This is a genomic window from Cognatilysobacter segetis, assembly GCF_004359965.1.
Classification (GTDB): domain Bacteria; phylum Pseudomonadota; class Gammaproteobacteria; order Xanthomonadales; family Xanthomonadaceae; genus Cognatilysobacter; species Cognatilysobacter segetis.
Genome location: NZ_SMRQ01000024.1, coordinates 20,015 through 33,568 on the forward strand (window position 1 = coordinate 20,015; position 13,554 = coordinate 33,568).

General features: G+C 70.7%; 19 protein-coding genes. 7 read left to right on the top strand and 12 right to left on the bottom strand.

Going from position 1 to position 13,554, the window contains the following annotated elements:
- The first annotated feature begins 47 nt into the window (after window positions 1-47).
- Window positions 48-794: a MauE/DoxX family redox-associated membrane protein gene (locus E4F61_RS06980; protein ID WP_133478956.1), complete on the top strand. Its 747-nt coding sequence runs from the start codon at window positions 48-50 to the stop codon at window positions 792-794.
- A 16-nt stretch (window positions 795-810) separates the two neighbouring features.
- Here the strand turns inward: E4F61_RS06980 and E4F61_RS06985 are convergent, their stop codons facing one another.
- Entirely contained in the window at window positions 811-1,914 is a 1,104-nt protein-coding gene (locus tag E4F61_RS06985) for a serine hydrolase domain-containing protein (RefSeq protein WP_162301434.1), read from the bottom strand.
- Between the two features lie 123 nt (window positions 1,915-2,037).
- On the opposite strand from E4F61_RS06985, the gene E4F61_RS14675 reads away from it, so the two are divergent.
- Both E4F61_RS14675 and E4F61_RS14680 read left to right on the top strand, forming a co-directional pair.
- Window positions 2,038-3,363, top strand: coding sequence for a hypothetical protein (locus tag E4F61_RS14675; RefSeq protein WP_162301435.1), 1,326 nt, complete (start codon window positions 2,038-2,040; stop codon window positions 3,361-3,363).
- Between the two features lie 98 nt (window positions 3,364-3,461).
- A complete protein-coding gene (locus tag E4F61_RS14680) occupies window positions 3,462-3,836 on the top strand; it encodes a response regulator transcription factor (protein ID WP_162301436.1) in 375 nt (124 codons plus the stop codon).
- Window positions 3,837-3,860: 24 nt separating this feature from the next.
- On the opposite strand, the gene E4F61_RS06995 is transcribed toward E4F61_RS14680, so the two are convergent.
- Window positions 3,861-4,331: a YehS family protein gene (locus E4F61_RS06995; protein ID WP_133478958.1), complete on the bottom strand. Its 471-nt coding sequence runs from the start codon at window positions 4,329-4,331 to the stop codon at window positions 3,861-3,863.
- A gap of 105 nt (window positions 4,332-4,436) precedes the next feature.
- Here E4F61_RS06995 and E4F61_RS07000 point away from each other — a divergent pair, with 105 nt between their 5' ends.
- Window positions 4,437-5,321 carry an endonuclease/exonuclease/phosphatase family protein gene (locus tag E4F61_RS07000; protein ID WP_133478959.1) on the top strand — a complete coding sequence of 295 codons (885 nt, stop codon included), beginning with the start codon at window positions 4,437-4,439 and terminating at the stop codon, window positions 5,319-5,321.
- Window positions 5,322-5,393: 72 nt separating this feature from the next.
- On the opposite strand, the gene E4F61_RS07005 is transcribed toward E4F61_RS07000, so the two are convergent.
- The 5 genes from E4F61_RS07005 to E4F61_RS07025 form a co-directional block, all read right to left on the bottom strand.
- Entirely contained in the window at window positions 5,394-5,573 is a 180-nt protein-coding gene (locus E4F61_RS07005; RefSeq protein ID WP_133478960.1) for a DUF3606 domain-containing protein, read from the bottom strand.
- 79 nt (window positions 5,574-5,652) lie between these two features.
- Window positions 5,653-6,231: a hypothetical protein gene (locus tag E4F61_RS07010; protein ID WP_133478961.1), complete on the bottom strand. Its 579-nt coding sequence runs from the start codon at window positions 6,229-6,231 to the stop codon at window positions 5,653-5,655.
- A gap of 3 nt (window positions 6,232-6,234) precedes the next feature.
- Complete coding sequence (locus tag E4F61_RS07015) at window positions 6,235-7,056, bottom strand: N-acyl homoserine lactonase family protein (protein ID WP_133478962.1); 822 nt, start codon at window positions 7,054-7,056, stop codon at window positions 6,235-6,237.
- Between the two features lie 13 nt (window positions 7,057-7,069).
- The gene (locus E4F61_RS07020; RefSeq protein WP_425480118.1) at window positions 7,070-7,282 is read right to left on the bottom strand and encodes a CPXCG motif-containing cysteine-rich protein; all 213 of its coding nucleotides are present in this window, start codon (window positions 7,280-7,282) and stop codon (window positions 7,070-7,072) included.
- Between the two features lie 144 nt (window positions 7,283-7,426).
- Window positions 7,427-7,954, bottom strand: coding sequence for an RDD family protein (locus E4F61_RS07025; RefSeq protein WP_162301437.1), 528 nt, complete (start codon window positions 7,952-7,954; stop codon window positions 7,427-7,429).
- Between the two features lie 196 nt (window positions 7,955-8,150).
- On the opposite strand from E4F61_RS07025, the gene E4F61_RS07030 reads away from it, so the two are divergent.
- Window positions 8,151-8,450 (top strand): hypothetical protein, encoded by a 300-nt coding sequence (locus tag E4F61_RS07030; RefSeq protein ID WP_133478964.1) that lies wholly within the window; start codon window positions 8,151-8,153, stop codon window positions 8,448-8,450.
- Window positions 8,431-8,715 (top strand): hypothetical protein, encoded by a 285-nt coding sequence (locus E4F61_RS07035; RefSeq protein ID WP_133478965.1) that lies wholly within the window; start codon window positions 8,431-8,433, stop codon window positions 8,713-8,715. Before E4F61_RS07030 ends, E4F61_RS07035 begins: the two co-directional genes overlap by 20 nt.
- A gap of 120 nt (window positions 8,716-8,835) precedes the next feature.
- Here E4F61_RS07035 and E4F61_RS07040 read toward each other — a convergent pair whose 3' ends face one another.
- From E4F61_RS07040 to E4F61_RS07055, 4 genes are all read right to left on the bottom strand, one after another.
- The gene (locus tag E4F61_RS07040) at window positions 8,836-9,336 is read right to left on the bottom strand and encodes a hypothetical protein (RefSeq protein WP_133478966.1); all 501 of its coding nucleotides are present in this window, start codon (window positions 9,334-9,336) and stop codon (window positions 8,836-8,838) included.
- Window positions 9,337-9,480: 144 nt separating this feature from the next.
- Window positions 9,481-9,786, bottom strand: a complete 306-nt coding sequence (locus E4F61_RS07045; protein ID WP_202908966.1) for a YciI family protein — start codon at window positions 9,784-9,786, stop codon at window positions 9,481-9,483.
- Window positions 9,787-10,217: 431 nt separating this feature from the next.
- Entirely contained in the window at window positions 10,218-10,568 is a 351-nt protein-coding gene (locus E4F61_RS07050) for an FKBP-type peptidyl-prolyl cis-trans isomerase (RefSeq protein WP_133478968.1), read from the bottom strand.
- A gap of 109 nt (window positions 10,569-10,677) precedes the next feature.
- A complete protein-coding gene (locus E4F61_RS07055) occupies window positions 10,678-11,172 on the bottom strand; it encodes a hypothetical protein (RefSeq protein ID WP_133478969.1) in 495 nt (164 codons plus the stop codon).
- Window positions 11,173-11,607: 435 nt separating this feature from the next.
- Here E4F61_RS07055 and E4F61_RS07060 point away from each other — a divergent pair, with 435 nt between their 5' ends.
- Window positions 11,608-12,603, top strand: a complete 996-nt coding sequence (locus E4F61_RS07060) for a hypothetical protein (protein ID WP_133478970.1) — start codon at window positions 11,608-11,610, stop codon at window positions 12,601-12,603.
- 57 nt (window positions 12,604-12,660) lie between these two features.
- On the opposite strand, the gene E4F61_RS07065 is transcribed toward E4F61_RS07060, so the two are convergent.
- Window positions 12,661-13,389 (bottom strand): TSCPD domain-containing protein, encoded by a 729-nt coding sequence (locus E4F61_RS07065; RefSeq protein WP_133478971.1) that lies wholly within the window; start codon window positions 13,387-13,389, stop codon window positions 12,661-12,663.
- Window positions 13,390-13,554 lie beyond the last annotated feature (165 nt).

Genomic DNA, 13,554 nt, shown 5'->3' on the forward strand with positions numbered 1-13,554 from the left:
TGGTACGGACTCTAGCCTGTGTCCGACCCCGTCACGGACCCGTCCCCATGAACGCCATCGCCGCCCGCCACGCCACGCTCCATCGCATGGTCATGCCGACCCACACCTGCCCGTTCGGGCTGAAGGCGCTCGACCTGTTGCGCCGCCGCGGCTACACCGTCGACGACCGCTGGCTGACCACGCGCGACGAGGTCGACGCGTTCAAGGCCGAGCACGGCGTGGCCACCACGCCGCAGGCGTTCATCGACGGCGCGCGCGTCGGCGGCTACGACGACCTGCGCCGCTTCTTCGGCCAGCGCGTGCGCGATCCGAAGGCGACCAGCTACCGACCCGTCGTCGCGCTGTTCGCGATGACCGCGCTGATGGCGATGGCGCTGAGCCAGGCGGTATTCGGCACGCCGGCCACGCCGCGCGCGCTGCAGTGGTTCATCGGCCTGTCGATGTGCGTGCTCGCGCTGCTCAAGCTGCAGGATGTCGAGCGCTTCTCCAGCATGTTCCTCGGCTACGACCTGCTCGCGCAGCGCTGGGTGACGTACGCCTCGCTGTATCCGTTCCTCGAAGCCACCGCCGGCGTGCTGATGGTGGCCGGCGTGCTGCACGCGGTGTCGATCCCGATCGCGCTGGTCATCGGCGGCATCGGCGCGGTGTCGGTATTCAAGGCGGTGTACATCGACCGGCGCGACATCAAGTGCGCCTGCGTCGGCGGCGACAGCCGCGTGCCGCTGGGCGCCGTGTCGCTCACCGAGAACCTGATGATGGTCGGGATGGCGCTGTGGATGCTGGTCGCGGGTTGAGCGCGGCGCGCGCGCGTCAGCCGTCGGCCGGCGCCACGCCGAGCAGCGATTCGGCGATGCGCGTGAGCGCCGCGCCGTCGATGCGGCTGTTGTTGAGCAGTACCACCGTGCGCCCGTCGTCGGCGCGCACGATCAGCGACTTGTACGGGCCGTTCGAATTGTTGTTCCAGCTCATGCGGTGCTCGTGGCCGTCGATGCGGCGCGTGCGCACGCGGCCGCCGTAGGCGTAGTCCTGCTCGGGCACGTTGACGCGCCACAGCGCCTCGCGCGACGCCGGCGAGAGCAGGCGGCCGCTGTACACGCCGTCGAGCAGACGCTGCACGTCGCCGGCGGTCGCGTACATGCCCCCGACCTGGCCGAGGAAGGCCGGCACCGGCGCGAGCATCGCGGTCGACGACGGCTTCGGCACCGGATGCAGGGCGTCGTACCCCCGCGCTGCGTGCGGCACGTCGTAGAAGTCGCCCTGCAGCACGTCGCTGTCGCGCAGCCGCAGCGGTCGCAGCACGAGCTCGCGCGCCAGCTGCGCGTACGGCTTGCCGGTCACGCGCTCGACCACCGCCTGCACCACCAGCCAGTTCGAATGCGAATAGTCGAAGCGCTCGCCCGGCGCGAACGCCAGCGGCGAGCTCGCGTAGCGCTGCAGCGCGGTCCGGGCGTCGACGCCCGCGAACGCGGCCATCGTGCCGCTCGCCTTGAGCGCCGCGGCGAGGTCGTTCGGCACGCCGCTGGTATGCGACATCAGGTGGTGCAGGGTGACGCGCGCGCCGTTGGCCGGCGCGTACTCCGGCAGGTACGTCGACACCGGTGCGGTGAGCGAGAGGCGGCCCTGGTCGACCAGCCGCAGCACCACGACGGAGGCCAGCCACTTGGAGAACGAGCCGGTCTGGTATCGCGTCGCCGTCGACGCGCGCAGGCCGCGCTCGGCGTCCTCCATGCCGTAGGCCTTCGCCATGCGCACGCGATGGCCGTCGCCGACCAGCATCACGCCGTCGAAGCCGGTGTCCGCGGCGAGGCGGTCGGCGCGCGCCTCGAGGTCGCGGTCGCGCGCGAGGGCGGCGGACGGGGCCACGAGCGCGAGCGCGCAGGCGAGCGCGGCGAGGCGCGAGAGGAAGCGGGGCATGCGGTGTCCGGCGTGGCGGGGCAGCGCGCAGGCTACCGGATCGGCGTGCGCGGAGGCGGACGCCGCCGCGCGGCGGGACGGCTTTGCCATACTGCGGGCGGGGAATTCGACAGGGAACACGTCATGCGCGGCATCGTGCGGGGTCTTGCGTGGACGGTCGGCGGGCTTCTGCTCGTGGCGATCGCGTTGTACGGCGCGCTGCTGGTGATCAACCGGCGCGACCCGCCGCCCTCGGCGGACGTGCAACGGTTCGAAGCGATGGTGCGCGGGCGCGCCGCGGTGGACGACACGGCCAACGGCTACGTCTACGTGCTCGGGTTCTCCGCGCCCGCCGACGCGGACCCGGTCGCGTACGGCGCGCGCCGACGCGACGCGATTGCACGGTGGACCGTCGGCGCATCGCACGCGGCGATGCCCGGTCAAGTCATGAATGCGCGCGCATCGCGCCCGGCTGTCGCGCAGCGCCTGCAGGCGGCCTGCACCGGCCATCCCGGGCCCTGCGAACGCACGCTGCAGGCCGCGCCCGGCGCGCTGGCCGCCTGGCGCCAGGCCGACGCCGTGCCGCTCGCGCGCTACGAAGCGCTGCTGCAACGGACTGCGTGGCGGGAAACGCTGCCGGTCGATGCGCTCGCGCCGATGCCGCGTTTCACCGACGTGCTCGATTCGCAGGCGCTCTACCTGCTGCAGACGCGGCAGATGGCCGAGGCGGGCGACGCCGCCGCCGTGCGCCGGCGGCTCGATGCCGACCTCGCGTACTGGCGCGTCGTGCTGGCGTCGTCGGACGTGCTGCTCACCCGCATGATCGCCAACGCGGCGATCGAGCGGCACTTCCGCCTCGGCGGCCTCGCCCTGCGCGCGCTGCCGTCGCCGGCGGCCGACGCCGTGCCCGCGTCGTGGCGCACGCCGTTCTCGATCGGCGAGCGTTCGATGCGGCGCACGTTCGCCGGCGAGTGGCGGTTCGTCGACACGACGCTGAAGGCGAACGCAGCCCGTTCGACGTCGCGCATGGCGCGGCCGCTGCTGCTGCCGCAGGCGACCAGCAATGCCTATGCCGCGCGCATGGCGGCGCTGGCGGCGATTTCCGAACAGCCCTACGCGCAGCTGCCGTCGGCGCTGGCGTCGCGCCTGCGGGCCTGGGAGCGCGAGCGCGCGCGGTGGTCGGCCTACAACCCCGTCGGCCGCCTCCTGCTGTCGATCGGCGCCGAGGCCGCGATGGGCGACTACGTGCTGCGCAGTGCCGACCTCGAGGGCCTGCGCCGCGCCGCGCTGGTCGCGCAGTCGCTGCGGGCCCGCGGCGTCGGTGCCGCCGACGCGGCGCGCGCGATCGCCGCCTCGGACCTGCGCGATCCGTACACCGGCGCGGCATTCGGCTGGGACGCCGCGCGCGGCGTCATCGTCGTCAGCGGCCGCGCCCGCGGCGAGCGCGGGCAGCGCGACGTGCTGCTCTGAGGCACCCCGCGCGCGCCGTGCGCGCCGCCATCACCGTCGACGCCTCAAGTTCCACGATCCTCGGCCGTTACCGACAGCTCCCCACCCGAAGGTTGCCGGTGACCCACGTCCTGATCGTCGAAGACGACGCGCCGACCCGCGACGGCCTCGCGGAAGTGCTCGAACTCGAGGGCTTCAGCGTCAGCCGCGCCGAGAACGGCCGCGTCGCGCTGACCCAGCTGCAGGCCGGCCTGCGGCCGGACGTGATCGTGCTCGACCTCGTCATGCCGGTGATGGACGGGCTGCGCTTCCTCAAGACCGTGCGCGCCACGCTGCACGGGCAGATCCCGGTGATGGTGGTGACCGCGGTCGGCGACCAGGTCGACCTCGACAACCTCGCGCTCGACATCGGCTGCCCCGTGTTCTCCAAGACCGGGCCGATCGAACCGCTGCTGGAAGCGTTGCGCGGCGTGGACGCGCCGCCGGGCGGCTGATCCCGCGACGCGCGGCGCGCCGCCTCAGCCGCCGCGCACGCGCAGCGTGAGCCCGCGCAGGAAGTAGCGCAGCAGCTGGTCGCCGCAGAGGCGGAAGTTCTTGTGGCCCGGCTGGCGGAACAGCGCGGACAGCTCGGGTTTCGAGATCGGATGGCCCGCGGCCTCGAAGATCGCGTGCAGGTCGACGTCCTTCAGTTCGAACGCCACCCGCAGCTTCTTCAGCACCGCGTTGTTGTTGACGCGCTTCTCCGGCGGGCGCGGCGTCGCGTCCTCGCGCGGGCCGCGGCAATGCACCACCAGCCCGTCGAGGAACAGGCCGAGCAGGCGGTCGCTCAGCGGCGCGAAGCCCGGCTCGTCGTCCTTGCGCAGGTAGGCCTGCACCTCGTCGCGGTCGAGCACCACGGCCGGGTCGGCCATGGCGACCAGGTTCGCGACGTGCGCGTCGGAGAGATCGAGCATGTAGCGCACGCTGCGCAGGACGTCGTTGTTGATCATGGTCTCGAGCGCGGGTGCGCGGCGGAGCGGGGCGGGCGGCGAGGATACGCCGCGATGGCGTGCGCGTGCGTTGGCGCGGCGCGGGCGCGATGGTCTACTGCGGGCATGAAGACCCTGTCCCTGCTTGTCGCCACCGCCCTGTTCGCCAGCGCCTGCACCGGCCTGCCCAGCGGCGCCCCGCCCACGCCCGGCCTCACGCTCGCCTCGTGGAATACCGAACACCTCGCCGAACGCAGCGGCACCGGCTGCCGCCCGCGCACCGATGCCGAGTACGCCGCGATGCGCGCGCACGTCGCCCGCCTCGGGGCGGACGTCATCGCCTTCCAGGAAGTGGAATCGCAGGCGGCCGCCGAGCGCGTGTTCGATCCCGCCGTCTACACCGTGCTGATCGAGCAGCGCACCGGCACCGTGCGCACGTCCGGCTGCGGCAAGGATGCGCCCGGCCAGACCATCCGCGCGCAGCGCACCGGCTTCGCCATCCGCAAGGGCCTGCCGTTCGAGCGTCGGCCCGACCTCACCGCGCTGCAGCTCGGCGATCCCGACCTGCGCTCGGCGGTCGACGTGATCGTGCGCCCGCGCGGCAGCGCGCCGATGCGCCTGCTCTCGGTACACCTCAAATCCGGCTGCAGCGCCGGCGACCGCAACGAGGCCTGCGCCGTGCTGTTCCGCCAGGTGCCGGTGCTGGAGCAGTGGATCGACGCGCGCGCCGCCGAGGGCCTGCGCTTCGCGGTGCTGGGCGACTTCAACCGCCGCCTCGCGCTGCCGAATGATCCGGCCTGGGCCGAGTGGGACGACGGCGTGCCCGCCAATGCGGACCTCTCGCTGGCCGAGGGCGGCCGCGGCGCCCGCTGCAGCCCGCGCTATCCCGACTTCATCGACCACATCGTGCTCGACCGCCGCGCCACCGCCGACCTCGCCGGCTTCGACGAGGCCACCTACACCGGCCCCGCGCTCAGCGACCACTGCCCGATCACCGCGCGCCTGCGCTGATCGACGCGTTCCCGCGACATCCAATGAAAAGGGCCGGGCGACGACGCCCGGCCCTTTTCGCATCGCGGCGCCTCAGTTCGGGCGCAGTCGCTTCTCGACCTCGGCGGCGGAATTGCCCACCTGCTCGACGGCCCGGCGGAGTTCCTCTTCGCTCACGTTGAAGCGCTGCGTCCAGTAGCGCACTTCATGTTCCTCGCCCAGCGCAATCAGCTTGCGGTCGGGGCTGCCACGATCCTGCAGGTTGTCGCTCATGGTCACGTCTCGCTTGGGGGAAGCCCGACGCTAGCGCCGTCGCGGTGACCCGCGCGTGGACCGCGGGCATCGCCCCCGGCTAGCGCCCGTCGCCCCGCGGCCGCGCAACGCCCCAGCGCGCGCGCAGCGGCGCCCGCACCACCTCGCAGGGCAGCCGCAGCGCCGCGGCCAGCGCCTCGCCCGGCGACGCCGCGCCGTCGACGTGCGCTTCCAGCACCGCGATGTCGGGCGTGCCCGGCCGGCCGGCGAGCGTCACGCGCTCGAGGGGGCCGAGCAGTGCCGTGCCGCTGCCCGAGACCAGCCTGCGCTCCACGCGCACCGCCTCGAAGTCGGCCAACGCGAAGCGGCCGACCGGGCCGGGCAGGGCCAGCCCCCAGACCCGCCGCGCGCGCGCCTCCACGGCGTCGGCGGTGATCCGCCCTTCGGCGCCGGGCATCGCGCGCAGCAGCACCCGCGCGAAGACGCCGAGCATCGCGACGACCGGCAGCAGGCCCGCCGCGCCGCGTGCGTCGTGGCGCACGACGAGCACGAACACGCCGCCCGCCAGCAACACCGCGAGCAGCGCCAGCACGCCCTGGAGCACGAGCACGGTCGTGCGCCGCGTGTCGAACGCGTACGGCAGCGCGATCGGCACGGGCGATGGCGCGTGGCGGCGCATCGCCTACTTCGCGAAGTCCGGGAACGCCGGCAGCTTGCCGATGTCGCGCGGGTCGTGCTGGATGACCACCGTCGCCTTCAGGTTCGCCGCGGCCTTCTTGAAGCGGTCGAGCGAGGCCAGCGAATCGGCGCGGTTGGTGTTCCAGGTCGGCACGCCGTTCGACGCGTAGTTCTCGTGGAAATGGGTGACGTCGCCGCTGAGCAGCACGTTGCCCGTCTTCTCGAGCTTCACCAGCAGCCCGCGATGGCCGGGCGTGTGGCCGGGCAGGTCGAGCATCAGCACGCGGCCGTCGCCGAACACGTCGTGGCGGTCGCCGCCGACGGTCTGCAGCTTGCCGCGGCCGATCCACGGCGCGAAGCGAGCGCGGCGCTCGGCATAGGCCTTCGGGTCCATGCCGGCGGGCGTCTCGGCCTGGGTCACCGCGTTCCAGTCGGCGCGCCCGATCAGCAGCGTCGCGTCGGGGACCATCGCGAGCTGGCCGGTGTGGTCGTCGTGGTAGTGGCTGATGCCGACGACGTCGATGTCGCCCGGCTTCAGGCCGATGCGCGCGAGCTGCTGCACCAGCGGCACCTTCGGTGCGGCGGCCGAGCCGTCCAGTGCGTTGCCGGTGTCCCAGAGCAGGTAGCGGTCGCCGTCGCGCACGAGGTAGCAGCTGTAGGTCAGCGGAAGCTTCGTGTCGTCGAACTCGAACGTGTCGGAGAACGCGGCCACGCTCACCGGTTCCGGCGGGCCGCCGCAGTCGAGCCGCGCGAGCGCGACGTCGGCGGCCTGTGCGGCGCCGCAGGCGGCGAGGAGGGCGGTGGCGAGCAGGGCGCGGGTCGGCATGGGGCGGTCTCCGTCAGGTATCGGATTCGGACTGGACGCGGACATCGGGCTCGCCGTCGTCGTCGATGTCGAGCACGACGGTGATCGGGCGGCAGCAGACCGCGCAGTCCTCGATATAGGTCTGCGCGCCGGCGCTCGCGTCGATCGCCAGCGTGATGGGTTCGCCGCAGTAGGGGCAGTCGATGTCGACGGTCGACAGCATGGGCAGGCTCCGGAGGCGGGTCATCGGATTGTTGCCTACCGGAGGGGTGGGGCGGGCGAAACGAAACGGGGCCGGGCTCTCGCCCGGGCGACGTGGACCCGAACCGGTCCATATGCGCAGCGTGCGAACGGTGCGACGTCGCAGGCGTCGCCGTTGCCCGGTGCCGCCTCAGGAAACGCCGGGCAGCGGCGGCGGTTCGACCGCGACTGCAGGCGCCGACGCGGGCGCCGCCCTGCGCAGGTCGCGATCGCGCAGCACGTAGGTGCCGGCGACCATGTCGCCGAGGCGCTGCCTGTGCTTGGAGGCGAGCACCGCGATGCCGGCCGGGATGCCGCCGGCGAGGACCGGGTTCACCTCGATCAGGCGGAACAGCGTGCGCACGACCGCCTGCCCGAGCGAGGGACGGCCGCCCGCGGCGTTCACCACGCGCGTGCCCGTGAGGAACTTGCCGGCGCTGCGGCCGAACGCGAGCTCCATCAGCGGGAAGTAGGCCACGACCAGGCCGATCCATACCGCGAGCGTGGCCTGGTACTTCGCGTTGCCGAGCACGTAGTCGGGCACGACCAGGAACGACAGCAGCACGAGGAAATCGATCCAGGCGCCGAGCCAGCGGCGCACGACGATGCCGGCGTCGTAGCCGGCGGCAATCGATGCGGCGGCGGCCGGCGGGCGGCCGGGTGCTGCGGGATGCGTCATGGGATCCCCCTGATCCGGTGAGGCGCGTCGGCGAGTCGACGGGCCCGCGCATTCTGCCGGGTGGCCGATCCGGTCCGCGACCGGCATCCGGACGGTCGGCCGGCTCGACGTTCCGGTCCCGCCGCATCGTCCCGTCCATGACGTCAATGACGTCGCGCGCGAGGTCATTGACGTCATCGTCGACGTCGCGAACGTCGTGCACGAGGCGGTCGACCTCGTGCGCCGGGTCGTGGACGTCGCGCATCACGGGCGCGACGTCACGCGCGGGCTCGCCGACCTGGCGCGCCACGTCGCGGACGTCGGGCACGGGGTCGTGGACCTCGAACGCCACGTCGCGGACGTCGCGCGGGAGGTCGCGCGCGTCGCGCACGACGTCGGCCACCCCGCGCGCGGCGTCCGGCACGCCGACGGCGCGCGCCTCGCACCGGGCCGGTGCGGCCGCGCGGCTAGACTGGCGACCCGCCTGGAATTTCCCGATGACCGACGCGTCCGGTGACCCGCTGTACCGGCTCTACGGCGAGATGGCCGCCGTCAAGGCCGTGATGGGGGTGATGCTGCCCCTGAGCCCGCAGCCGCAGGCGCTGCTCGCGGTGATCGAGTCGCTCGAGCAGGCGACGCTGGACACGCTCGGCGCGCTGCCGGAGGACCATCCGATGCGCGACGGGTTCCAGGGCACGCTGGCGAACTACAAGCTCATCCTGCGCAAGTCGATCGAGGACGCGGCGCGGTCGGCGGACGGCGCCGCCAACGACGAGACCTGAGGCAGCGACGGCGGACCGCGCATCGGCGGCGATGCCGGCCGTGCGCGAGTTCCGCATGCGATCGCCGCGGTGGACGGGCCGGGCACGCGCCCGGCCCGTCACGTTCGATGCGTCGGCGCGTCAGTCGCGGCAGTAGCCTTCGCCCGGCTTCACCGTCAGGCAGTCCTTCTTGCCGGCGAGGTACTTCAGGCCGGTCGCATCGCCGTTGGTGCGCACCGCGGTCTCGGCGACGCCGTCGCGCATGAAGCGCAGGCCCTCGGCGGTGACCGAGCCGTCGAACGTGCCCTTGTGGTCGAGATCCCACTGCATCTCGAGCGTCACGCCGCCGCCGGGCTTCTTCGCCACCACGAGGTACAGGCCCTCCACGCCGGTCCAGCGGCCGAGGTAGTCGGCCTCCAGCGCAGCGGTGTCCGACGGTGTGGGCGTGTCCGGGGTCGCGGGCGCCGGGGTGGCGGGTGCGGGCGTCGGCGCGTTCGTGGCGGTATCGCCCGCGGCGTCGGTCGCCGGCGGCGTGGCGCCCTGCGCGGACGGCGCATCGCCGGTGTTCGCCGCCGTGGCGGGCGGGCGGTCGGAACACGCGACGAGCGTCGAGGCGGCAAGGACGAGCGCGATCAACTTCACGGGCAATCTCCGCGGGAATCGGGGTCCGCGGACGGTACGCGGCGCCGCGTCGTCGATGCGTCAGGCGGCGGGGGCGATGCGGTTCGCGGCGACCGCGGGCAATGGCCGCGGTGGGGTGCGTCGGCCGGCGCCGCGCGGCTGCGGTTACGACGCCGGGTCGAAATGGAACACGCGCAGCTCCTGCGCGCAGCGGCAGGCCTTCGCGAGCCGCGCGGCCCAGTCGATCGCGGCCTCGCGCGAGGGCAGCTCGAACACGGCGAAGCCGCCGTCGAGCGCGGGGCCGTCCGGGTAGCCGCCCTCGGTGGCGGTGCCGTCCGCGGCGACGCGCATCACCGGCACGCCGTCGTCCAGGCCGCCGGCGAAGACGTAGACGCCGGCGGCCTTCGCGTCGTCGATGACGGCGTGGGAGTCGCGGACGACGGTGTCGAACTCGCCGTCGGGGATTTGCATCGCTCGGGCGGGGAAGGAGATGAGGTATTTCGCCATTGCGCTGCTTCCTTCGCGGTCGCGGGGTGTTGAAGGCGTTTCGTGCGCTGGCGCGCCCGAGTCACTTTTCTTTGCTGCTGCAAAGAAAAGTAACCAAAAGAAAGCAGCTTTCCCCGATCGGATCTACCGCTCGCGACGTGCGGGTCTGTCGCGATCGCCACACTCGGCATCCTTCGGCCCGCCGCAGCGCGGCGGGCGCTCACCGGCGCGCGAACCTGCGGTTCGCAGGCAGCGCGGCTTCGCCAAGTGGAGACGGCCGACGTCCTGTCGGCCGCCCTTCGGGTCTTGCGTAGTTGCGCGGCTGTTGAAGCTGCGAACGATCAGGAGACGAATCCGCCTCCTGTTTCGAAGGTGTGCATTGGAAAATCAGTCCAACGCTGCCTGTCGCACGGCGCTCAGGCGCCCAGCAGTTCCACTTCGAACTTAAGCGTCGCGTTCGGGGGAATCACGCCGCCGGCGCCGCGCGCGCCATAGCCGAGGTTGGCCGGAATGATCAGCGTGCGGATGCCGCCCTCGCGCATGCCCTGCACGCCTTCGTCCCAGCCCTTGATGACCATGCCGCCGCCCAGCGGAAAGATGAAGGGCTCGCCGCGGTCCTTGCTGGAGTCGAACTTCTGGCCCTGCTCGCCGTTCTCGAACAGCCAGCCCGTGTAGTGCACGGTGACGTTGCGGCCGGGCTTGGCTTCCGCGCCCGTGCCGACGACGGTGTCTTCGTACTGCAGGCCGGAGGGGGTGGTGGTGGTCATGGGGGTTCCTGTCGCTGGATCGGGTGGCCCCCGAGTCTAGCTGCCGACAGGCAGGCGGCTCAGGTTCGCTGCTTCGGCAAATCGAACCTGGTGCTTCGTCCCTCGTCGATCAGCGCTTCGCCGCCACGCCGGTGCGGACGATCATTTCGTCGAGGTGGCCGATCGGACTCCCGAGCAGGCTGATGCGGCCGGTGTTCGACAGCGTGGTGCCGTCCGGCGACAGCTCGAGCACCTGTCGCATGCGCATGCCGGGGTGCGGTGCGTAGCGCAGCGACAGCCGCGCACCCTCGACGGTCGCCACGCCGGGCCCGCTCGCGTCGCTGAGCGTGAAGGTGTAGGTGCCGTTGCCGGCGGGGTGGATCACCCAGTCGCGCGAGCGGTCGGGCTCGCCGGCCATGTGCACCACCTGATGGAGGCGCAACGTGCCGTCGGCGTCGCGACGGCCGAGGTTGTCGACGGTGTAGGGCTTCGCGTGTCCCAGTCCCAGCGTCAGGTCGCCGCGGCCCTGCGAGGCGCCTTCGAACATCGACATCGGATCGGCAGGCGAGGGGAGCGCGTGCAGAAGCAACGCGCCCGCGAGCAGGAGAGTGGGGAAGGTGCGCATGGCGTGCATTAGTGCCGGGGCGGGGTGAACACCGTGGCACGGCACGTGTGCATGAACGCTTCGTGGGGGGTTGGCAGCAACAGCGTTTCGTGCGCTGGCGCACCCGAGTCACTTTTCTTTGCTGCTGCAAAGAAAAGTAACCAAAAGAAAGCAGCTTTCCCCGATCACATCTACAGCTCGCGACCTGCGGGTCTATCGCGATCGCCACACTCGGCATCCTGCCTCGGGTGGCGACGGCCGACATCCCGTCGGCCGCCCTTCGGGTCTCAGGTAACAGCGCGGCTATTGAGGCCGGCGGAAGGGCAACGAACTGTGCGGATCAGCGATTGAGGTCGGGGAAATTGCACACTGCCCCGCTGTTTCGGCCTACTTCTGGCATTGACGGGTGCAAGCGTTGGCGGAACCATTCGGCTGCATGCCATGTACGAAATGTCCATGAACCCTGTTTTCCACAGCCGCCACCGGTATCTTCCTCAGGCGGGCGAGGAAGTGGTGCGCGTGCGCATTTTGTCGAGCAAAGGTTGGTATGCGGCCGGTGAAATCGCGCTGCCAGATGCCTTCATCTACGCCGACGACGACTTGGCGCTGATTGTTAGCAAGGGGTATAGCTGGAACCACTACATTGAAGATGCGTCGTTTGACGAGTTCGACTGGCCATATCCTGTCGAACTCCGCCTCATGGGGTCCTTCATCTTCTGCGAGGACTACCGTGACTCACGCGTCCTGTTCTATCCGCGGAGTGATCCGACCCTGACGCTTGTACCCCAGACTGTCGACTTAGCCGATCCGCGCAGCCGCCAAGCTGTGGTCGAACTGGTTAAAGACATCGGCTCATGGCCGGTTCCGGACCTGCTTCTAGACGGAATGCGCAAATCCATCGCGAGTGAAAATTACAGCACGTTCGACGGCAGCCACCTCGACACTGCGAGGATAGCTGCCACATGGAACCTTATTGAGCCCACTAACTTCGTGCTGCTGAGGGGCATCTCAGCAATTCTCAAATGCGACATGCTCGGTCGCCATCGCGAGTTCAGCGCGGAAGCGTTGATGTCGCTCTACATCGCCATGGAATGTTCCTTCCAACTCGTGTTGGAGGCGCTAAAGGCCCGGGGCAACCCGAACCCCAGCGCATCTGACGCCGCACAGTGGATGTACGAGGTCTTCGAAAGTCCGTTCGGCGAAGATCCGCCGAACGAGGGTTACAAGTACCTGCATGACTACTACGAAAGTCGCATCGCGACCTTCCATCCCCGGAGCCGCTTCGGCGATCTCCCATTCGTTCCACACTTTCAGGATGACCTGATCGACCTTCGGGCGCGTCTTTCGTCCGTGTTCGGTTACATGCTGCACGGATCGCACACGGATGAGTTTGTCGAGGCGGTTGAAACGTTTAAACGAAGTGCGTCGAGACGCGCCGAAGAAAAGCCCTAAATAAAATGGGGTCAGGTTTATCGCCTGACCCCACTTTCAGCGCATTGCAGAGCTACCTCACCCGCACTTGCTGTAACCACAGTTGAGGCAAGTCGCACACCCATCCATCAGCACCAGCGCCTTCGTGCTGCACTTGTGGCACATGGTCGCGCTGGGCGGGAAGCTGGTGCCTTCACCGGTGACCGAGACGCTCTCGTTGGCGGCGGGCTGGCTGGCGCGCTCGTAGGCGGCGCGCTTCTCGGCGATCAGCGCCTTCTGGTGCTCGGACAGTTCCGGGTCGTGGATCATGCCGATCGACTTGAGGTGGTCTTCCACGACGGCTCCGATCTCGGCGACCAGGCTCGGCATGTACACGCCGCCGGCCTTGAAGTAGCCGCCGCGCGGGTCGAACACGGCCTTCATCTCGTCGACCAGGAAGGTGACGTCGCCGCCCTTGCGGAACACGGCGGACATGATGCGCGTGAGGCCGACGATCCACTGGAAGTGGTCCATCGACTTGGAGTTGATGAACACCTCGAAGGGGCGGCGCTGCTCGTGCTCGGTGCCGGCGTTGAGGACGATGTCGTTGATCGTCACGTACATGGCGTGCTCGACCAGCGGCGTCTTGATCTTGTACGTCGATCCGATCAGCACGTCGGGGCGCTCGAGGCGCTCGTGCATCTGGATGACGTCGGCGGTCTTGTTCTCGACGGGGGCGGCGGCGGTGCTGGCCTGGGCGTCGCGCGCGCGGTCCTCGGCGCTGATGACCTGGTAGCCCTTGATTTTCTTCTCGATCTTGACGGCCATCGGCCCGTTCCCCGTGGTGCTGGTTGTTGAGTTTGGGGATGCGCCGCCGGGGCGACGCATCGTGGAATCAGGGGTGCCGGCGGCGGACCGCCGGCACCGGGTCACTGCGTGTTACAGGCCGGCCGAGACGCGGCCGCGGCCGTTGCCGCCGCGCGCGGCGGCGCC